18 protein-coding genes and 1 pseudogene are annotated in these 22,273 nt (G+C 42.2%); 18 read left to right on the top strand and 1 reads right to left on the bottom strand.

All coding sequences use genetic code 11. From position 1 onward, the window contains the following. The first annotated feature begins 12 nt into the window (after positions 1-12). The gene (locus JSY36_RS12980; RefSeq protein WP_205166705.1) at positions 13-2,037 is read left to right on the top strand and encodes a hypothetical protein; all 2,025 of its coding nucleotides are present in this window, start codon (positions 13-15) and stop codon (positions 2,035-2,037) included. A gap of 152 nt (positions 2,038-2,189) precedes the next feature. Further along, positions 2,190-2,255 (top strand): annotated as a pseudogene (gene rpsI, locus JSY36_RS12985) (30S ribosomal protein S9); the annotation flags it as partial. 90 nt (positions 2,256-2,345) lie between these two features. Here the strand turns inward: rpsI and JSY36_RS12990 are convergent. Beyond that, positions 2,346-3,137 carry a YheC/YheD family protein gene (locus JSY36_RS12990; protein ID WP_205166706.1) on the bottom strand — a complete coding sequence of 264 codons (792 nt, stop codon included), beginning with the start codon at positions 3,135-3,137 and terminating at the stop codon, positions 2,346-2,348. Between the two features lie 229 nt (positions 3,138-3,366). On the opposite strand from JSY36_RS12990, the gene JSY36_RS12995 reads away from it, so the two are divergent. From JSY36_RS12995 to JSY36_RS13070, 16 genes are all read left to right on the top strand, one after another. Continuing rightward, a complete protein-coding gene (locus JSY36_RS12995) occupies positions 3,367-4,731 on the top strand; it encodes a YheC/YheD family endospore coat-associated protein (RefSeq protein WP_205166707.1) in 1,365 nt (454 codons plus the stop codon). 590 nt (positions 4,732-5,321) lie between these two features. Beyond that, a complete protein-coding gene (locus JSY36_RS13000) occupies positions 5,322-7,028 on the top strand; it encodes a sigma-54 interaction domain-containing protein (RefSeq protein WP_249414155.1) in 1,707 nt (568 codons plus the stop codon). Positions 7,029-7,305: 277 nt separating this feature from the next. Continuing rightward, the gene (locus tag JSY36_RS13005) at positions 7,306-8,925 is read left to right on the top strand and encodes a long-chain-fatty-acid--CoA ligase (protein WP_205166708.1); all 1,620 of its coding nucleotides are present in this window, start codon (positions 7,306-7,308) and stop codon (positions 8,923-8,925) included. Beyond that, complete coding sequence (locus JSY36_RS13010; protein WP_205166709.1) at positions 8,922-9,701, top strand: enoyl-CoA hydratase/isomerase family protein; 780 nt, start codon at positions 8,922-8,924, stop codon at positions 9,699-9,701. Before JSY36_RS13005 ends, JSY36_RS13010 begins: the two co-directional genes overlap by 4 nt. A gap of 18 nt (positions 9,702-9,719) precedes the next feature. Continuing rightward, entirely contained in the window at positions 9,720-10,469 is a 750-nt protein-coding gene (fabG, locus tag JSY36_RS13015; RefSeq protein WP_205166710.1) for a 3-oxoacyl-ACP reductase FabG, read from the top strand. Between the two features lie 228 nt (positions 10,470-10,697). After that, positions 10,698-11,849, top strand: a complete 1,152-nt coding sequence (locus JSY36_RS13020; protein ID WP_205166711.1) for an acyl-CoA dehydrogenase family protein — start codon at positions 10,698-10,700, stop codon at positions 11,847-11,849. A gap of 46 nt (positions 11,850-11,895) precedes the next feature. Beyond that, entirely contained in the window at positions 11,896-13,233 is a 1,338-nt protein-coding gene (locus JSY36_RS13025; protein WP_205166712.1) for a hypothetical protein, read from the top strand. Between the two features lie 20 nt (positions 13,234-13,253). Continuing rightward, positions 13,254-14,009 carry an electron transfer flavoprotein subunit beta/FixA family protein gene (locus JSY36_RS13030; RefSeq protein WP_122901610.1) on the top strand — a complete coding sequence of 252 codons (756 nt, stop codon included), beginning with the start codon at positions 13,254-13,256 and terminating at the stop codon, positions 14,007-14,009. 27 nt (positions 14,010-14,036) lie between these two features. Beyond that, positions 14,037-15,014, top strand: coding sequence for an electron transfer flavoprotein subunit alpha/FixB family protein (locus JSY36_RS13035; RefSeq protein WP_205166713.1), 978 nt, complete (start codon positions 14,037-14,039; stop codon positions 15,012-15,014). A 30-nt stretch (positions 15,015-15,044) separates the two neighbouring features. Then, complete coding sequence (lhgO, locus tag JSY36_RS13040; RefSeq protein ID WP_205166714.1) at positions 15,045-16,262, top strand: L-2-hydroxyglutarate oxidase; 1,218 nt, start codon at positions 15,045-15,047, stop codon at positions 16,260-16,262. Between the two features lie 26 nt (positions 16,263-16,288). Continuing rightward, complete coding sequence (locus tag JSY36_RS13045) at positions 16,289-16,609, top strand: DUF3870 domain-containing protein (protein ID WP_205166715.1); 321 nt, start codon at positions 16,289-16,291, stop codon at positions 16,607-16,609. A gap of 478 nt (positions 16,610-17,087) precedes the next feature. Next, positions 17,088-18,020, top strand: a complete 933-nt coding sequence (gene glaH, locus JSY36_RS13050) for a glutarate dioxygenase GlaH (RefSeq protein WP_205166716.1) — start codon at positions 17,088-17,090, stop codon at positions 18,018-18,020. A 448-nt stretch (positions 18,021-18,468) separates the two neighbouring features. After that, positions 18,469-19,620: an acyl-CoA dehydrogenase family protein gene (locus JSY36_RS13055; RefSeq protein WP_205166717.1), complete on the top strand. Its 1,152-nt coding sequence runs from the start codon at positions 18,469-18,471 to the stop codon at positions 19,618-19,620. Between the two features lie 19 nt (positions 19,621-19,639). Next, positions 19,640-20,506 (top strand): 3-hydroxyacyl-CoA dehydrogenase family protein, encoded by an 867-nt coding sequence (locus tag JSY36_RS13060; protein WP_205166718.1) that lies wholly within the window; start codon positions 19,640-19,642, stop codon positions 20,504-20,506. A gap of 27 nt (positions 20,507-20,533) precedes the next feature. Next, the gene (locus tag JSY36_RS13065; protein ID WP_205166719.1) at positions 20,534-20,935 is read left to right on the top strand and encodes a PaaI family thioesterase; all 402 of its coding nucleotides are present in this window, start codon (positions 20,534-20,536) and stop codon (positions 20,933-20,935) included. Positions 20,936-21,045: 110 nt separating this feature from the next. Further along, a complete protein-coding gene (locus JSY36_RS13070) occupies positions 21,046-22,230 on the top strand; it encodes a thiolase family protein (RefSeq protein WP_205166720.1) in 1,185 nt (394 codons plus the stop codon). Positions 22,231-22,273: the final 43 nt, after the last annotated feature.

Here is a 22,273-nt window from a genome sequence, read left to right on the forward strand (position 1 = left end):
GGGGTGCATTTAATGATCTGGATGACAGTCTTATTAGTGTTATTGATCATTTTAATAATTTACTTGTTACGAAAAAAAATAACAAAACTCCTGATGGGGTTTTATAACCTTAGAATTAGTACAGTAATAGACTGGTTATACAATACATACTACCGGTGCAATACGAGTTATTACGCTGGTATAAACTCTCTTAAAAAATATTTTTTGTTTTATGTTTTCTTGTTTTGGGTAATTTTTTTCATTATTTATTATGTACTACCTGATAACTTTGGTGGCCTCGACGTATACAGTTACTTTGATATCCCTTACCTTTATCTAGATAAAGCGATAAAATACATATTAACAGCATTAGGGTTACTTTTTTCGATTAGTATTACCATCTTGCTCTTCTCTTACAAGCAAGAAATAGGGTTCTCTTTAGCTATGGTTAGTTTAACCTCGCGGTATAGTCTTGCAATATTATTTATGTTTATTTTAAGCCTGGGTATAACATATATAGCATTTTTAGGTCTTCAATTTCCGACCAATCCTACGGAAGCTGCTGCCCGTAGTATTTATTTTGATAATGTAGCACGTTTTGACGTTTCTTTGCTTTTACTCTTTTTCGTGACCTTGTTGGCTTTTTCGTGTTATAAAAACTTAGTAAGAAATACTAACGTCACAACATCTGTAGGGAAATTAAGCGAGCAATCAAGTAAAATGCATAGAAGGCTAGCATTCTTAAATGAAAGAACGAAGGACTCTAAAGCGAAAAAATTGTTTGAAGAATCAGAATTTGTTTTGGAATCACTTTTTCAGTTACTTACTATATTGGAAGATAACAATATGGATAGGAAGTTTCAAAAAGAAATTTCTGATTGGATAAGTGATAAAGTATGGTTTTTAATGAATGGCATAGTGCATTCGATATTTAAACAAGAGCAGGTAATTATTCAATTGTTTAAGTCTCATCCTGTTATGTTCATTGAATATTATAGGCAGATGTTAAGCCACTACTCTTTTTTAATTATGGGTATATATAAAAAGGATAAAATTGACCTTGCAAACAATCTATTAGAAAACTATATTTACTTATTACCAGGGGTTTTTCCTAGAAATGAGCCCGAATGGATTAAAGACGAAATGAGGTCAATGAGGGAAGAATACTTTACCGTTCTTGATCAGTTAGCAGTGTATATATACAACAACAAAAAGCATTCTTTAATGTACCTGCTAGAAACTTTATCAGTATTTATCAAGTCTACTCCGAAAGCTAGTGAGATTAATGGTTATCTAAGCATTTATTCAACTGTACTTCAATTGGCGATAGACAACAGAGACTTAAAAACAGTAGTTAATGTGTCACATACATTATCGCATTTTTCTAATTTTACTCAAAGTAATGAGGGGATACGTAAAGTCTTTACTGGAACAACTCAGCAACATAAATATAAAATATCCATAAATCTCAGACAGCAAGAAGGTATAAAAGGAGCCAATGAACTTAGCACATTTATTCTTTTGTTAGGGGTACTTAAAAGTATTGAACTTTCAAATCATGAAGCTACTGGGTTTCTTATTAAATTTATTTCCAACAATGTTAACTCCAAGGTATTACATCAGGTTACTAATGATTTTATTGATCAATTTCACTCCGATAAAGAAGTGGTATATTTTGAGGATTTTATCAAGAAGGGCACTAAACTAAAGTATACATTTAAATTTAATGAAGAGACGCAGCATTATTGTCTTAAAAAACTAACATTGCTCTTGTACTCTCAATTTAATTACATTATTAAAAATCAGATACAAATGAAAGATGATGTTGAGCTTAAAGATCAATATTCAAACCATATGAATTTAACTCCACTTTTTAATATAAAAAATGAATTCTTAATACACCTATTTCGATCTGTGAAATCTACTTCAAGTGATTACTCGCTTTATTATTTAGACGACGATTACTTTATGAATACTTTGTACAGTAAAATAGTACAACTCAAAATCAAACATCAAATCGAAAAAAAGGAGGGTCAACAACACAAAATTGACTCTTGAAATATAAAGTAACTAATATTACGTGACCACATTCTGACCACCAAACATATATAACGGTATGTTATCTAATTCTTATCAAATGAAAAAAGCCCTATAAAATAAGGCTTTTTGCAAATTGTTTTATTCCTAGGTTTTTCATATTTAATATTTAAATAAAAGAGCGTAAGAAATACGGTCTTAAAGCAGCTCGTCGTGCTCCTCAGTTCTCTAAGCGTTAATTATCAACACTTCAAAGGCTCTCAACCATTTTTGGTTGGGAGCCTTTTTGTTAGAATACAACAGCAGCTTTCCGGATATGACGGCTGCTATTATCTGCGTTTTTTTCTATTTCTCCTTCTCATTTTGCGATTATAGACTTTAATCTTTTTAATTCGTCTTCTCATTGAAGAGTCCTTTAATCTGTTGAACCCTTTAGTTCCAGGCACCTCATTTGCTTCGAAAAAAAAGATCCGGCCATTATCTTCTATTCCAACATCCATTCCCCAAATCAGCCAGTTTTTAAATTTCTTTGTAGCAGATGCTTGTTTTGTGGCTTCAAGACTGACTTTATCAATTTTTGAAAGAAGTGCTGAAATATCATTTTTTTTAACAATGGTCGATAACCTTATTGCTTCTTCAACAGGAAATACTCTTCCGCCTGCAGCTAAATTCGTTTTGAAAAATCCTTTTGCTGATGCTTTTGCATATTTACCAGTGACTACCCAATTATCAGTACCGAATTTCCGCTGAACAATCACTCGAATATCAAAAGGTGAGTCGTTTATTTTAGCCAAAGCAACATGTTGTTGAACGAGATACTGGGCTCCCTTTGTATTATCCATTACAAAGGAGTAGAGATTACCTTTATTAGTGAATACTCTTCTTTCATCTTCACGGTGAACCTCATACTTGTCTTCTCCCAATTTTTTTACCTTTAATATCCCAATTCCTTTACCGTAGTTTTCTTTTTTTAAAACAATAACATTATATTGATTTAACATTGCCCAAAAGTTTTTTTGGGTCAGCCTTTTCGTATCAGGCAGAGTTTCTTTTACCACACTGTTTTGAGAAAGAATCTCCTGCATACTAAGTTTAGAAAATCTCCTTGGCGTCCTAATCATTCTAATCCTCCCATTTTTTCTACTCAATTATTAATATGAAAGAGAATTGGTTTTGTCTGGACGCCTTAATTAATAATAATAATAAAAGATCTCTCTCTTAATTCTATCAGTTTCAACAAATTTGAAAGTGTGGATGCTGCTACCAGAATAAAAGAGGACATACACATATTTTAAAGACAGGCAGTGACCAAAAAATGGAAATAAGCTCACTTTAATATGAGACCTGCATATGATGCAAGTAAACGTGTTGGTTTCATTGAAAGTGAGTGACAAAATGGAATGTAAAGTAGTCAGAGATAATAAAACAAGTGGAGCGGTTACGTTACCTTCTCTGTTAGCAGAGAAGATGAATATAAGAGTTAATTGCGAGAAGCGCATTAGTTTTGGAATAAAATCACTACCTGTTATCATAAAAAAATCAGATGATATAAAAACAGTTAAAGTTTCAGGGGATATTATGGATACTCTCAATATTCCTGTTTATCCAATATATTCTATTAAAAAGATGCACCATAGTATTATTTTAGGACCTTATATTGGTATACTGGCTTCTACTCGTGAAAGAAACCTAAAGAGAAAATTAATGATGCTAAAGAGTTATGTTAATCAATACGCTGCATACAAAGGAGCCATTTTAGTTTTTTCAATGGACAGAGTGAATAAGAAAGCCAGGCGGATAAAAGGGTACCTTTATAATCCGGAAACAAAAAGATGGACAGCCGGAAACTATTCATTCCCAGCCAGTATTATTAACAGGGCATATGTTTCAAAGAAAAACCTATTTTATCTGGAAAGTGTGTTGAAAGGGAAAATCTTCAATTCAACCCATTTTAATAAATGGCAGATGTATAAAATGCTGAAGAAGTTTCCGGAGATTAATAATCACCTCCCTGAAACAAAGGTTTACAAAAGTACAATGGATATCCTGTATTTTACACAAGGATCCTCAGCGTACCTAAAGCCGTTATCAGGGAAAAAAGGGAAAAAGATTTTAAAAATAGAAAGGCAGGATAATGGTATAACGATTTCGGCGGGAAAGGGAAATAATACAAAAAAATATAAGTTTCAGAATTCAGAACAGGTACATCGGTTTGTTAAAAAAATCTATAAAAGAAGCCGGCTTATTATTCAACGTAACTTAAATTTAGATATTATTCCTGGGCATCAAATCGATTTCCGCGTCGTAATGGTAAAAGATCAGGATAAACACTGGCATAGTCTGTTTATATTCGGGAGAAAAGGAGCCAGAGGGAGAATTGTAAGTAACCGTTCTCAAGGAGGAAAGGTATACCGGGGTACTGAGCTGCTGATGGAGGCATTTAATCTAGATGAAACAGAGGCGGCAGGTTTTGTTAAAAGAATGTCTGAACTCGCTATACTTGCGGCAGAAAAGGTTGATAAGTCAGGACACAATATGGGGTTTTACGGAATTGACCTTGGTGTTGATCAAAATAAAAAAATTTGGATAATCGAGATGAATAACCGCTCTCCCAATGATAATATAGGTTCTAAAATTGGAGAAAGAAAAGTACTGTATAATGCACGTTATTATAATATGATGTATGCCAGAAGGTTAGCCGGTTTTACTGGCTGATCTTTAAAGGCTGTAAATAAATCATTACCTAACCTTCACCCAAAACAACGGGTGGGGTTTTTTGGTGTGGCCCGCAGGCACACATTCCAAGTGGGTAAAGATCCACTCAGTAACTTAACCCTTTAAAGTACTGTAGACGAAGGGACATCCTCCCTCGAAAGAAAAGGGTGGACAAGATGTCTCCTGTGAAGGGGAATCCGAAAGGTCTGCAGGTAAAGTACAGCCTGGAATTACTCACTCCCGGAGATGGGGAACTGACGAAGAGGAAGTTGGATGCGGGAAAGCTGCACGTCCGGTTTGACGAGAGATCCGAGGGCGAAAGCCCTCGTCTACTACTCTACTGTTTTTTGGGAGAAACCTTTGTTTTGTTGGGAGCCAGGACTTGTTTATGGGAGATATTTTTCATTTGGTGGCGTTAGCTTCAGCTTTACCGAAGTTAGCTAGTAAACCATTAATTCAATACATTTTTCAAAGCTGCCCAAAAAGCCTTGTCAAATAATGATACAATAAAAAGAAATGATATCGGTTACAATGTATATTTAATTATCTGAAATATCAAAATATATTATGGGTAAAAGGCGGTGCCGTACGTGGAACTACAGGATATTAGTCGCGAGGAACTTTTAAATTTTTTACCCTTTCCATCGTTCATTGGTGATCAGGACGGTCGGATTATTAATGCGAATGACGAACTGAACCAACTGATCGAGATCAACCAACAAAACAAACTTGAAGAAAGCATCGAAGCAAATGAGATAAAGAATTATTTCGAAGGGGAGATCCTGCATATTCTGATTGACGGGTCTTCATACCTTTTTATTAAAAAAGAGGTGATGGACCACCCGCGTAAAGAGTTTTTGTATATCGGCGTGCAGTCAACGGGGGTAAAAAAACTTGTGAGTCGTCTGAAGAGGACGGAGGAGCTGAACAGAGAGTTGGACGCGATTATCGACAACTCGTATGACGTGATTTATATTACGGACAAACACGGCATGACCCTTAAAACGAATAAAGCGATCGAACGGGTCACAAGAATACCTAAAGAGTACTTCGTTGGTAAGCGTGTCGACGAATTGATCAAGAGAGGCATATTGAAAAACTCGGTTACTCATCATGTACTAAAGAAAAAAAGAACGGTCTCTTTTGTCCAATCCAACTACGAAGGCAAAGAGATGCTCATAACGGGGAATCCGGTCTTTAACGCCAAAGGGGAAATCGAAAAAATCGTAACAAACGCCAGAGACTTAACGGAGCTCAATGAGCTTCAAGCGGCTCTCAGTAAAGCGACGGAGCTTAACAAGACGTATAAAAAAGAGCTGGAAACGTTGAAAGGAAAAAAAGTAGATGACGGTGGCATCGTTTTGGCGAGTGAAGAAGTAAGACTCATATACGAGATGGCCAACCGGATCTCGAATGTGGATGCTACGGTTCTGATTTTAGGAGAGACAGGTGTAGGGAAAGACGTACTCGCCAAATACATTTACAGCAACAGTTTCAGAGAAAAAGAAGGGAATTTCATTAAAGTCAACTGCGGTGCGATTCCTGCGGAGCTACTCGAGTCCGAGTTGTTCGGCTATGAAGGAGGCGCGTTTTCAGGGGCTAGTAAAAACGGAAAAGCAGGAATGTTTGAACTGGCGGATAAAGGTGTTTTGTTCTTGGACGAAATTGGCGAACTCTCTTTGTCACTCCAAGTGAAGTTGTTGCGAGCATTGCAAGAACAAGAGATTATGCGGGTAGGGGGAACGAAGCCCAAGAAAATAAATGTTCGAGTGATCGCCGCTACAAACCGTAAATTAAAAGAGATGGTACAAGAAGGAACGTTCCGAGAAGATCTATATTACCGTCTCAATGTGATACCGATTCAAATTCCTCCGTTAAGAGAGCGTAGAGACGACATTGTCCCATTAGTGAACATGTTCTTGAATAAAGTGAACAAAAAATATGATTTATCAAAGACGATGAGTCATCGATTGAAAAACTTCTTTGTTTCCTTTAAATGGAGTGGGAATGTAAGAGAGCTGTCCAATTTGATTGAGAGATTGGTGCTCGTCACGGACAGGCAGATGATCGATATTGAACACCTCCCGGAAGAATACTTGACCACAGGTGATATCCCCGTCCCGAGCAGTTCATCGTCAATGACCCTAAAAGAAGCAGTCGAACGTGCTGAAAAAGAGGTGCTGGCGTCAGCGGCAAAAGAATTTACGAACACGTATGAAATAGCAGATAAGCTGGAAACGAGTCAGCCGACGATCGTAAGGAAAATGAAGAAGTATAACATCAAAACAGGCAAATAAAGAGGAATTGAAAGAGGTCCTATCCGTTAGGTCCTCTTTTCTTGATTCATTAATGAATGACCAAGTTGTTTTCGTATCAACACTCCTCTTTAACAGTAGGGCTAAAACATAGAGTATGGGGGGTTAAATCACCAGATGCATTGAAAACAGGAGAGTATCGTTGTTCACAAAAATTGGCATGAGTATTGCATCTATATAGAAAGTAGAACGAATGTCCTTTTAAAATGAGAGGTGTGAAAGAACTGCATCATATCGATTAAGAGAAGGGGTGAGAGAGATGTCACATCAAGTGAGTGAGGACGCAGGTGCCATTCCAAGAAGCCTGAACGTGCCTGAAGACTCCCTTTACCACATGCTGAAAAGAACGGTAAAGACGAACGAGAAGAGAATAGCTGTAATCTTTGACGAAGAAAAGGTTACATATGGTGAGCTTTTTGATCAGGTTAATCGATTGGCTGATTCCTGGAGAAAGCTCGGAATGAAAAAAGGAGAGATGCTCGGTCTTATGCTGCCTAACCAGACCGATTATATTGTCTGTTTTTATGCAGCACAGGCTTTGGGGATGACTGTCGTGCAGATCAACCCGAATTATACACCTAGAGAGCTTGTCCAAATCATTCATAGCGCCAGAATCAAGCGTATTGTCGTTTCAAAAACAAACCTGGACACCGTTCTTCATGTACATGGTCTTAAAGCGATTGAAACCATCATTGTCTCTGATGCGCCGGACAAAAGCGAAGATACCGAGGAGCTCTTCAGTTTGGAGAGGCAAATCAATGAGGGGGGAAGCGTCTCTCATGATACACAGATCGATGTAAAAGAAGATGTGGCCGTGATTCAATACACCGGTGGCACAACAGGTCAGATGAAAGGGGCGATGCTCACTCATTACAACCTGGTAGCAAATGTGGAGCAGAGCTTTACGATGTATGGAAGCAACATGGAACAAGGGAAAGAAGTGTTCCTGGTGGCAACCCCTCTCTACCATGTATATGCCATGACAGCCGGGATGAATTTGGGGATCCGGATCGGCGCGACGATCTTGCTCATGAGGAAGTTTGAGATTCAAAGAGCTTTGGAATGGATCAAGACTTACAGACCGACTTATTTTCCCGGTGTTCCCGGTATGTACACGGCCTTCGTCATGCATCCGGAAGTGGAAAAGTACGGTCTTGATTGTTTGAAGTTTTGCTCTAGCGGGTCGGCACCGCTCCCGGTTGAGATCATTAAACGGTTTGAATCGTTAACAGGTGCTGTGATTGGTGAAGGGTTTGGTATGTCTGAAGCGTCACCTACGACTCACCGTAACCCTGCTGAAGGGGTCAGAAAAATTGGAAGTGTCGGTCTGCCGTTACCTGGCACAGAAAGCAAAATTGTAGATGATGACAATCAGGAACTGCCACCGAAATGCGTTGGTGAATTGATTATTAAAGGTCCCCAGATTATGAAGGGATACTTGAACAACGAAGCCGACACGGGGAATGCGTTACGAAATGGATGGCTTTATACGGGAGATTTGGCCATGATGGACGAAGATGGCTATTTTTACATTGTCGGTCGGAAAAAAGAAATGATTTTAATTGGCGGGTTTAACGTGTATCCAAGGGAAATCGAAAATGTGTTATACGAACACCAAGATGTGAAGGAAGTTGCTGTTGTAGGAATCCCTCACGAAGAAAAAGGAGAAGTCATCAAAGCCTTTATCGTGTTGCGGAAAGGGGCCACTGCCGATGTGGAAGAATTGAAAGGGTTCTGTTACAGAAACCTGACTCGGTATAAAGTACCGAAAGACTTCGAGATCAGAGGTGCCCTTCCAAAGAACACGGTAGGAAAGTTGTTAAAGAGGTCATTGGTCGAAGAAGAAATTGGCAATCAAAAAAAGGAGCGTGATGAATGATGTTTTCAAATATCGAAGTAATCAAAGACGATAGGGTAGCGTTTATTACAATCAACCGGGAAGAAGTACGAAACGCCTTGAATAAAGAAACGTTAGGAGAAATTTCTGCTGCGTTAAAAGAATTAAACGATGATATCTCTGTTGGTTGTGTGGTGTTTACCGGAAAAGGGGAAAAGTCGTTTGCTGCCGGGGCAGACATTGCTCAATTAAAGGAGAAATCAACGATAGACGTGTTCAAAGCCGGCGGAATGCAGGAAGTGTACGATGAAATTGAAGCGTATGATAAGCCGACGATTGCCATGATTAATGGATTTGCCTTAGGTGGCGGCTGTGAACTTGCCATGGCTTGTGACATCAGAGTGGCATCAACCAATGCCAAGATGGGTTTGCCGGAGTTAAACTTGGCGATCATCCCCGGTGCAGGTGGAACACAACGTTTAGTACGTATTGTGGGGAAAGGAAAAGCCCTTGAACTTATTTTGACTGGGAAGATTATCGGCGCAGAAGAAGCGGAACGAATTGGCCTTGTATCTTCAGTCGCCGAGCCGGATCAACTGTTGGAGACTGTCATGGTCACTGCGCATCAGATGCTTTCTAAAGGACCATTAGCGTTAAAACTGGCGAAGATTGCCGTGCACGCCGGTTCTGAAGCAGATATGAAAACAGGCCTTCTCATTGAAAAGCTGGCACAAGGAATCTTATTCTCGTCTGAGGACAAGGAAGAAGGCACGCAAGCTTTTCTCGAAAAAAGAAAAGCCAACTTTGTCGGAAAGTAATGTAAAGGGGCGTTTCACGTGGGACGATTAGAAGGTAAAGTGGCACTCGTTACCGGGGGATGTAAAGGCATCGGTCGAGCGATTGTGAATCGATTTCTTTCTGAGGGAGCCCGAGTATGCGTGGCAGACTATGACAATGACGCTGGCAAATTTGAAGATGGATCGAAAGCCGGTCAGCTTGTTTTTAAGGCTGATGTTCGTAAACGAGACGAGATCCAAAGCGTGTGTGACAAGATTGTAGCTACCTACGAGCGGATTGATATTTTAGTGAATAACGCGGGCATCATTCGAGATCACTTGCTCTATAAAATGAGAACGAGCGATTGGGACGATGTGATGGACGTCCATTTAAAAGGAGCCTTCATTTGCAGCCAAGTGGTTCAAGAATATATGGTCAAAGAACGATACGGACGTATTATTAATCTCTCCTCTACTTCTGCCCTCGGCAATAAAGGACAGGCCAATTATGCTACGGCTAAAGCCGGTATCCAAGGGTTTACAAAGACGTTGGCATTAGAGTTGGGCAAATACGGGATTACGGCAAACGCCATTGCCCCGGGATTTATAGAAACGGATATGACCAAACAAACCGCTAACCGATTAGGAATCGACTTTGAGACTTTGATCGAGGCAAGCAAAGCACGCATTCCTGTAGGTCGAACGGGAAAAGGAGAAGACATTGCGAATGCTGCCGTCTTCTTCGCCGAAGAATCCTCTTCATTTGTAAACGGCCAAGTCCTTTATGTAGCGGGAGGACCAAAAGCATAAAAGAAGCACCTGCGGGATGCAGGTGCTTCTTTTATGAGCAAGAGATTCAGAAGCGAGTCATCACAATAATTCAATAATGAATCAATTGATACCCAAGTGGATTGCATAACCTTATCCATGTTCAAGAACGTGCACCATTCGTCGGTTTTTGATCATGGCATGAATATTGCATTAATTTATGATCAAGTAGATTGTGTGTCTTAAAAATGGATAGAGAGGGAGAGAGACATGGACTTTTCATTAACGGAAGATATAGAGTTTTTGCGTAAAGGCGTCCGAAAGTTTGTAAAAGAGGAAGTCGAGCCGGTGGCAATGGAAATCGAACAATCAAATGAAATCCCTGAAATCGTAAAAGAGAAGTCGAAAGAATTAGGTTTGTTTGGTATCAGTATCCCTGAAGAATACGGCGGACTCGGGCTCGACATGATCGGAAAATGTGCCATATACGAAGAACTGGGAAAAACACATAACGGATACACCACCTTGATTGGCGCCCATACCGGTATTGGCTCGGTTGGGATCGTAGAGCTCGGAACAGAAGAACAAAAACAGAGGTATTTACCGAAGATGGCGACGGGAGAATGGATTGGAGCGTTTGCCCTGACGGAGCCCAGTGCAGGATCGAATGCGGCCAACTTAAAAACGAGAGCAGAGAAAAAAGGGGACAAGTACATCCTTAACGGCTCAAAACATTACATTACCAATGCGGTGGATGGTCACGTATTTACGGTGATGGCGGTTACCGATCCAACAAAAGGTGCAAAAGGAATTACGTCCTTTATCGTTGAAAAAGATTTTCCTGGTTTTCAGCTTGGTGCGGTCGAAGAAAAGATGGGGTTAAGAGGCTCTCATTCAGCCGAGTTGTTTTTTGAAAACATGGAAGTGCCAAAAGAAAATGTGCTCGGAGAAGAAGGGCAAGGGTACGTGAATGCCCTGAAGATCTTGGCAAATGGTCGAGCGGGTCTGGCTGCAAGGAATCTCGGTTCTTGCGTAAAGCTTCTTGAACATTGCATGGAGTATGTATTCGAACGAAAACAGTTCGGAAAGCCTTTATTCGACCAGCAAGCCATTCAACATATGTTAGCAGATATTAGCGTTCAAATTGAAACCCTTCGTTCGTTAACGTACAGAGTGGCTTGGATGACCGATCAAAAGCAGCGGGTCGTAAGAGAGGCAGCCATTGCAAAGCTATACGGGTCCGAAGTCTACAATAAGGTGGCCGACCTGGCTGTTCAGATTCACGGAGGGGTCGGTTACATGAAAGATTATCCGATCGAACGTTATTTCCGAGATGCGAGAATTACGAAGATCTACGAAGGTACATCTGAAATTCAACGAAACATCATTGCGGGAGAATTAAAAAGACAGACCGGAAAATAAGCACGATTCACCAGAGGTGCCAATCTGAAGTAATGAGGGCGTTTTGATGATGGTTGTACTGAAAACATGGTTACTCAAGCTTTTGATCGTGGTTTATGTGGTTCATACGTTAGTGGTCGTCCCTTATGGAGAAGCGATTTTGGCTACGTTAACAGCGGTAGTTATCGTTTTGTTGCTCGGTCATTTAAGAGGGTTTTCAAGAGTGATCAGCTCTTTTATGCTCCTGACCGGCTTTTTAATCATCATGGCGACAGGAAACGTTGGACTGATAAAGAGCAGTCTTACGGTCAACCTTCCTTTGGTTGTGTTATTAGTGACGGTGCCGGTCATGGGCTTTCCTTTACGTTTAGGTAAGTATGATGAGCAACTGAGCAATTTTGTTAAAAAGCACGGTCGAAACAATAATCGATTGTTTTTTTCCATAACAAGCGTCTTTTTTCTCATTGGACCGGTGATTAATATGGGTTCGATCAAGCTGATGAACAACTTGGTAGAGAAGCTTGCGTTAGCGAAGGGGCTTCTTGCAAGAAGCTACATGCAAGGGTTTACCTCTACTCTGTTATGGTCTCCTTTCTTCGCATCATTGCTGCTTGTTCTGAACTTGGTCGGTCTTTCCCTATACACCTATCTGCCTTTTGGTTTGGGAATTGCCGTTCTTCATATTCTCGTAGCGAACGTCTTGTATTCCAAGTTCGCAAAAGACACTGCTTTTTCTTCAGCGGGAGTCCAAACCGTGCGGATGAGACGGATCTATGAGCTGGTTATAGTATTTGTTCTATTCTTTTGCGCTGTTTTTCTGATTGACCGGTTACTCGGTATAAGCATGATCATCAGCGTCACGTTCGCAGCCGTATTGGTCGCGATCATTTGGAGTTTGTACTTGAGAGTGGAAAGAGAATTCATGAGCAATGTGAAAGAGTATAGCGGGAAGACGATTCTACTAAGTTCAAATGAAGTGGTTCTTTTTACGACAGCCGGCTTTTTCGGAGCGGTAATTGCCACAACAGAGGTAGGTGCGTTCATTAACCGGTTTGTTTTGTTGGTGAGTGAATCCTCCGTCTTGCTTCTTATTCTATCAATCATTCTGATTACAGCGCTCTTGGCACTCGGGGGCGTGCACCAGATTGTGACCATTACAGCGTTGGCCACAACGGTCAGACCGTTGGAGGTTGGAGTGGATCCACTTATTTTTGCTTTGACCCTCATGTCTGCTTGGTCAATCGCAACGATTCTTTCTCCTATTTCAGCAGCAAATGTGATCATCATGAACTTGCTTGGACGGAGGTATAAAGAGGTTGCGTTTACGTTTAACGGGGCATTTATTTTGGTGATGATCGGCATGTATACGATCTTTATTTACGTGGTTCATTTGTTTTTCACATAACTTTTCTTGGAGGGGTAAACATGAATATTTTTGTACTAATGAAACGAACGTTCGATACAGAAGAACAAATCGTAGTGAGTGACGATAAAGTCGACGAGTCCGGAGCGGAGTTTATCATCAATCCGTACGACGAATATGCGATTGAAGAAGCGATTTTACTTAAGGACGAGCATGGGGGAGACGTGACTGTTGTCACGGTAGGGGATGAAGAAGCGGAAAAGGAGCTACGTACGGCGTTAGCCATGGGGGCGGACAAAGGAGTGCTCATTGATCGAGAAGAAGTCGAGGAGCTGGATCAGGCGGGCATTGCCCTTATCTTATCTACCTATTTGTCCGAACAAGAATATGATCTGATCCTTTGCGGGAACGTGGCAGTCGATGGGGGAAGTGGTCAAGTGGGACCCAGAGTGGCGGAACGTTTAGGAATTGCACAAGTCACGACCGCTACGAAGATCACGATTGAGGAAAGAAAAGCAACGATTCGTCGAGATGTTGAAGGAGATGAAGAAGAGGTCGAAGTGGAGCTTCCGGTTTTGGTTACAGCTCAGCAAGGGTTGAATGAACCTCGTTACCCGTCCCTTCCGGGAATTATGAAGGCGAAAAAGAAGCCTCTTGAGGTGGTTGACTTGGAGGACCTTGAGCTTGACGAAGATCACTTGGAATTGAAAACGAGGAATGTGGAAGTGTTCCTTCCACCTAAGAAAGAAGCCGGGGAAATGATTGACGGAGAGCCTGCTGAACAGGTGAAAAAGTTGATTTCGGCGTTGAAGATTTAATACAAAAAAAGAAGTGGAGGAGATAAAATGGGGAAAAAAGTACTTGTAATTGGAGAAATTCGTAACAGTGACGTGCGCGGGGTTTCGTTTGAAGCTGTATCAGCAGGAGTGGACGTAGCCAACGGGGGCGAGGTCGTTGCAGTCGTATTGGGAGAAGATGTGAATTCATTAGCCGAACCTTTTATTTCATATGGAGCTGATCGGGTGATTGCAGTGAACCACCCCGAACTGAAATTATATACGACCGATGCGTATCAACAAGCGCTTTTACAAGTGATTGACGAAGAGAAGCCGGACGCGATCTTAATGGGACACACGTCCATCGGAAAAGACCTTTCGCCTCGTTTGGCTATGAAGCTTGGTTTAGGCCTCATATCCGATGCTGTGGCGGTGGAAGTGATGGGGGAAGAAGTGCTGTTTACTCGCCCGATCTATTCCGGTAAAGCATTTGAAAAAGAAAAGCATGTTGGCGGTAGCGTGTTTGCTACGATCCGTCCGAACAATATCGAGGCTAAAGAGCGCGATGAAGCCAGAACAGGGGCGGTTAAAACCTTTGAGGTGGTGTTGAAGGACTTACGAACGGTGATTAAAGAAGTTGTACAAAAAGCAACGGCAGGGGTAGACTTATCTGAAGCGAACGTCATTGTGGCAGGAGGTCGCGGTGTGAAAAATAAAGATGGGTTTCGTCCGTTACAAGAACTTGCAGACCATTTGGGAGGAGCGGTAGGTGCTTCTCGTGGAGCCTGTGATGCGGATTATTGCGATTACGCGTTGCAGATCGGTCAAACGGGAAAGGTCGTTACCCCCGATTTGTACTTTGCGGTCGGGATTTCAGGAGCGATCCAACATTTAGCCGGGATGTCGAACGCGAAAACGATTGTGGCCATTAACAAAGATCCGGACGCACCGATTTTCGAAGTGGCCGACTACGGAATCGTAGGCGACTTGTTCGAAATTGTGCCGCTATTGTTAGGCGAACTCAAGAAAGTGGAAGTCCGGTCGTAATCGAGTGAAAAGATAGGAAGAGGGATGCGTATGTACGACTTTATCATCGTTGGAGGCGGCATTGTCGGACTATCGACGAGCATGGCACTTTACAAGAAGTACCCAACTGCAAAAGTATTGCTGATCGAAAAAGAAAAAGAGCTGGCAACCCATCAAACGGGTCATAATAGCGGTGTAATTCATTCGGGCATATATTACAAGCCGGGAAGTTTCAAGGCTCGCTTTGCACGGGAAGGCAGTTTGTCCATGACAGCCTTTTGCGAAGAGCATGGCATTGAACACGATATTTGCGGCAAAGTTATCGTAGCAACGAAAAAAGAAGAGGTGCCACGGCTTAAAGCCCTGTATCAACGAAGCGTTGAAAATCAATTGAACACACGGATGATCGATAAAGGAGAACTAAAAGAGATTGAACCTCATGTAAATGGATTGGCTGCTATTCACGTACCCGGAGCCGGTATTGTCAATTACAAACAGGTGAGCCTGACGTTTGCGAAAATCGCCCAGGAACAAGGTTGTGACATTCTTCTCGACACGAAAGTAATGAAAATAAATGAAGAAAAAGACGCTGTAACCGTTGAAACGAATCGAGGGAGCTATCAATCTAAATACATCGTAAATTGTGCAGGTTTACAAAGTGATCGTGTTGCGAACCTTTCCGGATATGTGACCGATGTGAAGATTGTCCCGTTTAGGGGAGAGTATTATAAGCTCAAACCGGAAAAACGAACTCTCGTCAAGCATTTGATTTACCCAGTACCTAACCCGGACTTTCCCTTTTTAGGGGTTCACTTTACCCGAATGATCGGAGGAGAAGTGGAAGCAGGACCGAATGCGGTTTTGAGTTTTAAGCGAGAAGGGTATAAAAAAACAGACTTCTCCATAAGGGATCTCACGGAAGTACTTACGAATCGAGGCTTTTGGAAGCTTGCCGGCAAGTACATGGGTGAAGGCATGGGCGAAATGAAGAGATCCATAAGTAAATCAAGTTTTACGAAAAGCCTTCAACAGCTCATTCCCGAGATTAAACCGGAAGATTTAATCAAAGCTCCGGCCGGTGTGCGAGCTCAAGCCTTAAAGGATGACGGTCAGTTAGTCGACGACTTCTATGTGATTAAAGGAAACCGTACGATCCATGTATGTAACGCACCTTCACCTGCTGCGACAGCTTCGATTGAGATTGGTAAATCGATTGTAAACCAAATGAATGTTCATATTGAAAAAACGACAGCCGTCCTCACGCCTTGAGGTCGCAAAAGAAGGGATTGAAGCAGATGACCAAGCCCAATATTGTTTTTATTGCAGGACATGCTCGCTTGCCACAAGGTATGGCAGCCAAAAGCATTTTTGATACACTTACGATTACGGCTGAGGTTGAAACGACGTACGGAGTGATTTTGGAAGCTTCTTGTACGTTGGCTACAGACCATGGGCGATCGTTTATCGGCCGGATCCTAAAAGGTGTGAGTTTAAAAGATGGCATTGACTCCTCCATTCAAGCCATCCAAACCTCGTACCATGGGAAAGCGAATAATGCCTTAGTAGCCGCACTAAAAGACCTTCATTTGCAATACGAGCAAATAAAATCAAGGTAATAATTCTAAATAATCTAACAATTTGTTGACTTTACTCCCTTTTTTCATTACACTGTTAATAGATGAAACATTGCCGTTGGGAATTTGCCTTTCCAATCTCGCAATCATCCTCAATCTACGCTGAATTAAATAATAACGATAACTGTATCATTTACAATGACTCTATCCACAATAGAGCAGGAATGTAAATATAGCCGGTTATATTATGAGTGTTTTCATAATATAGCTGGCTATTTTTGTTTCGTTGTTTTCGCATAAAGGTTGTTTTAAACAAAGATAATGGAGCGAAGGGCGGCGACTCCAGCGGGAATAGCATCCACTGAAGACCCCGCAGGGCGTTTTTCCAGAAGAGGCTGAAGTGATGCCTGCAGAAAGCGTCCGCCTGTAGCGGAATTATCCCTTGTGATAGAAACAATCGTTACGAGAAGAGCGTTTCATTTTCACTGTGGACAATCCAAAATTTCGAGGAGGATGAAACATGAGTGTTGTAAAAACAAACGAAAGCAAGGTAGTAGAAAAAACGGATTATTTTGAGGTGTCGGAGCACCCCCAAAGCAAAAGGCTATTCCACATTGATATTAATAAAGACGTCCTTGAGCAGTTTTTAAGAGAGGTAAAGGACGTATCGGTTCAGCAATTGGAGTACGTGCCATACATGCGCTTTATAATTGCCGACCAATTGAATACCCTTGCCGGAAGCAAATTAAAACAAGTACTCACTGATATCTTGTACGACCGGGAAACAGGAGGCTATACGATAGGAACGAAGAACCTCACTTCCGATCCGGACGATTACGTCAAGTTTTCTACGGCCATTACACACTTAATCGGCGAACCGAACTTCGACTCAATGTCGGGAAAATACTACGCAAGGTTTACGGTTCAACATGAAGACAATAGTGACTCTTATTTAAGGCAACCATACCGGCTTTTTACTCTTCATACAGATGGAACATTTGTAGATGAACCAACGGACTGGCTTTTGATGATGAAGATGAAGGAAGAAAATGCTGTAGGTGGGGAGTCGAGGCTTCTGCACCTGGACGATTGGGATGAGCTTGATACGTATTTAAATCACCCTCTCGCTACAAAAGAAATTACGTACAAAGCACCGTCCAGTAAAAATGTGAACAAAGAAGTGAATCGAACAACGTTTTTTAAACAAAACAACAAACCGTGCATTTGCTTTATTGATCAGTTTGCTTATCCGAAGAGCGTTGAAGAAGCAAGTTACTTGAAGGGATTGTCCGAATCAATGGAAAATGATTCTGCGTTGATTGAGCTGAAGTTGCCGGTGGGAGATCTTGTGGTACTAAACAATGCTTTCTGGCTGCACGGAAGAGCTGCCTTTGAGAAAAATCCGGAGCTTAACCGTGAGCTCCTTCGTCAAAGAGGTAGTTTCTTAAGTTAATGAAGTTGTGACTTTGACAAAGCAATGATGAGAGCCGCTACGAACGAAAGAACATTCGTCCTTTCACCAGTAGTGTGCCTGATCATTGCTTTTTCTTTTTACCCCCACCAACTGTGCGATTCAAAATTGAATTAAAAATCATCAATGAATTGTTAGATAGGGTACGGGAGAGGAAACCCCATTCAACTTTGCATTAACGCGGAAAGTACCGAAAGTCGGTGCAAGAAAAAGTCCTCGTTGCAAGAACGTGGTCGTCACCGCCAAGAAAAGCCCGGGACTCGTAGGCTTTACTGTGATAAACAGCCATAAACCATGAGGTCATACCCGGTGATTTAGAGGTGTTGATGAAAGGCAAATCAAAAAAACACCCCGAAATGTAAGCGTTTTATCGTTTTGGCACAGTTCTTGCTTATATATACCGTATCAAAATAAAAGGAGCGTGTATCGCATGGTAGCAACAGCAAGCGAAGTAAAACAAATGACAACAATGATTCGGAATTTTGTAGAAAAGGAAGTTGAGCCTTATGCCCAACAGATTGAAGATGAAGACCAAATTCCCGATCATTTAGTAGAAAAAGCGAAAGAGTTAGGATTATTCGGATTGAGCATTCCTGAAGAGTATGGCGGAATTGGATTGAATACCGTTGGAAAAGCCGGTGTTCTCGCCCAATTAGGGAGAACCCATAATGGTTATGTGTCTCTCATAAGTGCTCACACAGGGATCGGGAGTACCGGTCTTGTAAAACTCGGATCGGAACAACTGAAGCAAAAGTACTTACCGGCAATGGCATCGGGGAACCTGATCGCAGCTTTCGCACTTTCAGAGCCGGGAGCCGGATCAGATGCTACCAACTTGTCTACACGAGCAGAAAAAACAGGAGATAAATGGATTTTGAACGGGATGAAGCACTTCATCACAAACGGACCGATCGCGGACGTCATTACCGTGTTTGCCGTCACGGATAAAGAAAAAGGAGCCAAAGGTGGCATTACCGCCTTCTTGGTAGAGAAAGATTTTCCCGGATTTTCAGTAGGGGCGAAAGATAAGAAGATGGGATTGAGAGGCTCTTATACATCACAAATCATTTTTGAAGACTGCGAAGTACCTGACGAGAATGTAATCGGAGAAGTTGGCATGGGGTATGTGTCGGCATTAACGATTCTTGGAGAAGGACGGGTGGGACTGGCAGCAAGAGCCGTTGGATCCTCTGAAAAGTTAATTGAGCTATCAGCACAGTATGCGATGGAACGAAAGCAGTTCGGGAAACCGATCGCCGATAACCAAGGCATTCAGTGGATGCTTGCGGATATGGCAACGGAAACGGAAGCGGCCAAACAACTTACAATGAATGCGGCGAGAATGATCGACGAAGGGAAAAAGGCGATTAAGGAGGCATCGATGGCGAAAATGTTCGCCTCTGAGGTTTTCAATAAAGTAGCTGATCAAGCAGTACAGATTCATGGGGGAATCGGATATATTGCTGAGTACCCGGTAGAACGCTTTTACCGTGATGCGAGAATCACAAAGATTTATGAAGGTACGAATGAAATTCAACGAATCATTGTGGCCAAACACATCCTAAGCGAAGTGGCGCGATAATGAAAAAGGAGGGGATTGTATGAACGCAGATCAAATCAAAACCATCAGTGTGATCGGCTCTGGCGCGATGGGGTCTCAAATCGCGATGGTATCAGCATTGGCAGGTTACAGCGTAACCCTGCAAGATATTCAAGAAGAGAGCGTAGTCAAAGCGGAACAATCATTACGAGACCGATTAGGTAAACGAGTGGATAAAGGGAAGATGTCAAAAGAGGAATTAGACGAAGCCTTTTCAAACATGACGTTTACGACTTCTTTGGAGGAAGCGGTCCGAGATGCGGATTTTGTGATTGAAGCCATTGTAGAAAATTTGGAGATTAAGCGGACTCTCTTTGAAGATCTCGATCGACTTGCTCCGAAACATGCGATTTTGTCTACGAACAGTTCAACGATCGTCAGCTCTAAGGTGGCCGATGCGACGAACAGACCAGGTAAAGTGTGCAACTTTCACTTCTTTAACCCGGCATTGGTGATGGAGATGGTCGAAGTCGTACAAGGACCGCACACTTCTAATGAAACGGCAGAAGTGGCGATGGAGCTGGCAAGAAGGTTAAACAAAACACCAATTCTGTTGAAAAAAGAGATTTCTGGTTTTGTAGCCAATCGGATATTAGCAAAGTTAATGAACGAAGCCTTATACCTTTATGAAAACGAAATTGCTACGGCAGAAGAGATTGACCTTGCTTGTACAAAAGCGTTAAATCACCCGATCGGACCGTTTGCTTTAATCGATCTTACAGGTCTTGACGTTCATTACAATATAAGACAGTATCGTTACGAGGAAACAGGCAACGAAGAAGATAAGCCTTCCCCGGTAATTGTGGAAAAGGTAAAAAAAGGCGACCTTGGACGGAAGTCCGGAAAAGGGTTTTATTCCTATAGTTAGTCATTGAGAAGATAAGGAGTGAACGAGATGCCGGGAACATCGGAATCATTGAAAGGGAGATTTGAAACGAGTCCGTTCTTTGCTCATTTAGGATTCGAAATTGAAACCTATGAAAAAGATAATGTAGTCTTAAAACTGCCGATTCAAAAGCATCTCATAAACACAAATGGTACCGTTCACGGAGGCGTCTACGCTACCATGCTCGATAACATTATGAGCATGGTTGTACGAAACGCCATCGATGAGGATATTGTGACAGTGAATATGAATATTCATTTTTTGGCCCCGGTCAAAGCAGGGGAGCTGCTCGCAGAGGCAACGATTATTCAACAAGGGTACCGTATTGTGACATGTGAAGGTGAGATCTATAGCAACAATAAAGTCGTAGCGAAAAGCTCGGGTACGTTTAAAGTGAAACGCTCTACATAGGTGTATGTAGGTGAATGCTAAGAGCCTAAATGCCCGTGAGCTCTTCCGGAAAGCAGATGGGTGAGCCGGCGGCATCAAGCAATAGAAGGATAAAATATAGGGGTGAAAACATGAGTCGAGACGATATCGTCATCGTGAGTGCCGTCAGAACCGCTATAGGAAAATATGGTGGTTCCCTTCGAAATGTTGATTCAGGATTTTTAGCTTCAGTGGTGATTGGAGAAGCACTGAAGAGGAGTTCTCTTCCCGCAGATCTTGTTGATGAAGTAATCATGGGAGAAGTAAGACAGACGACCAAATCGTCAAACGTGGCACGCGTCGCTGCCCTGCGAGCGGGCATTCCGGAAGAAACGCCGAGTTATACGATCAATCGACTATGTGCATCGTCCATGCAAGCGATCGTCTCTGGTGCCCAGCAGATTATGACCGGCTACGGTGATGTGGTTGTTGCCGGGGGGACGGAAAATATGAGTGACTCTCCTCATTATCTTCGAGGCGCACGGTTTGGCGGGGCTCCAACGTTAGTCGATCCCAATACGGAGAATGGACAGCAGCCGATGGAAGTATTCGGAGATCGGTTGGGAATGGGACAAACAGCTGAAAACGTAGCCGAACAGTACCGTATCTCTCGTGAAGATCAAGACGCGTTTGCCGTTCACAGTCAGGAAAAAGTGAAGCGTGCTCAGGAAACCGGAGTGTTTGATCAGGAAATCGTGCCGATCGAAGTTCGAGAGCGAAAAGAGATCAAATCATTTGCTACGGATGAACACCCTCGCCCATCTACGACGCTTACGAAGCTTGAAAAGCTAAAGCCTGCGTTTAGAGAAGGTGGAAGCGTGACCGCCGGGAATGCATGTGGGCGGAACGACGGTGCATCTGCGGTAATCCTAATGAAGCGATCAAAAGCGGAAGCCATTGGCATGGAACCGCTTGCCAAGATCACAGCATGGAGTGTGGCGGGGGTTTCTCCAAAGGTAATGGGAATCGGTCCGGTACCTGCTGTACAAAAATTATTACAGTCTACCGGAGAACGGTTGGAAGACATTGGTCGAATTGAATTGAACGAAGCATTCGCATCACAAGCCCTGGCTGTGATCAGGGAACTGGATTTACCGGCTGAAAGAGTGAACGTAAACGGTGGAGCCATTGCGCTAGGACACCCTTTGGGGGCTACCGGGGCGCGAATTGTAACTACGCTCGTTCACGAGTTGATAAGAAGTGGAGAGAAAAAAGGAATTGCCACCCTTTGCGTAGGCGGAGGGCAAGGAATGGCGATGATGGTCGAGACGGTTTAACCAAATACGCGATTTGATTTCTGATTATTCAGTAACTAAAATG

The organism is Alteribacter salitolerans (genome assembly GCF_016901055.1).
Lineage (GTDB): Bacteria > Bacillota > Bacilli > Bacillales > Salisediminibacteriaceae > Alteribacter > Alteribacter keqinensis.

Excerpts from the sequence above, each read along its gene's own strand:
- JSY36_RS12995 (WP_205166707.1), top strand. The coding sequence starts at position 3,367 with ATGATGCAAGTAAACGTGTTGGTTTCATTGAAAGTGAGTGACAAAATG.
- JSY36_RS13035 (WP_205166713.1), top strand. The coding sequence starts at position 14,037 with ATGGGGAAAAAAGTACTTGTAATTGGAGAAATTCGTAACAGTGACGTG.
- JSY36_RS12990 (WP_205166706.1), bottom strand. The coding sequence starts at position 3,137 with ATGATTAGGACGCCAAGGAGATTTTCTAAACTTAGTATGCAGGAGATT.
- JSY36_RS13025 (WP_205166712.1), top strand. The coding sequence starts at position 11,896 with ATGATGGTTGTACTGAAAACATGGTTACTCAAGCTTTTGATCGTGGTT.
- JSY36_RS13020 (WP_205166711.1), top strand. The coding sequence starts at position 10,698 with ATGGACTTTTCATTAACGGAAGATATAGAGTTTTTGCGTAAAGGCGTC.
- JSY36_RS13045 (WP_205166715.1), top strand. The coding sequence starts at position 16,289 with ATGACCAAGCCCAATATTGTTTTTATTGCAGGACATGCTCGCTTGCCA.
- JSY36_RS13055 (WP_205166717.1), top strand. The coding sequence starts at position 18,469 with ATGGTAGCAACAGCAAGCGAAGTAAAACAAATGACAACAATGATTCGG.
- lhgO (WP_205166714.1), top strand. The coding sequence starts at position 15,045 with ATGTACGACTTTATCATCGTTGGAGGCGGCATTGTCGGACTATCGACG.
- JSY36_RS13070 (WP_205166720.1), top strand. The coding sequence starts at position 21,046 with ATGAGTCGAGACGATATCGTCATCGTGAGTGCCGTCAGAACCGCTATA.
- JSY36_RS13010 (WP_205166709.1), top strand. The coding sequence starts at position 8,922 with ATGATGTTTTCAAATATCGAAGTAATCAAAGACGATAGGGTAGCGTTT.
- JSY36_RS13065 (WP_205166719.1), top strand. The coding sequence starts at position 20,534 with ATGCCGGGAACATCGGAATCATTGAAAGGGAGATTTGAAACGAGTCCG.
- glaH (WP_205166716.1), top strand. The coding sequence starts at position 17,088 with ATGAGTGTTGTAAAAACAAACGAAAGCAAGGTAGTAGAAAAAACGGAT.
- JSY36_RS12980 (WP_205166705.1), top strand. The coding sequence starts at position 13 with ATGATCTGGATGACAGTCTTATTAGTGTTATTGATCATTTTAATAATT.
- JSY36_RS13005 (WP_205166708.1), top strand. The coding sequence starts at position 7,306 with ATGTCACATCAAGTGAGTGAGGACGCAGGTGCCATTCCAAGAAGCCTG.
- JSY36_RS13060 (WP_205166718.1), top strand. The coding sequence starts at position 19,640 with ATGAACGCAGATCAAATCAAAACCATCAGTGTGATCGGCTCTGGCGCG.
- JSY36_RS13030 (WP_122901610.1), top strand. The coding sequence starts at position 13,254 with ATGAATATTTTTGTACTAATGAAACGAACGTTCGATACAGAAGAACAA.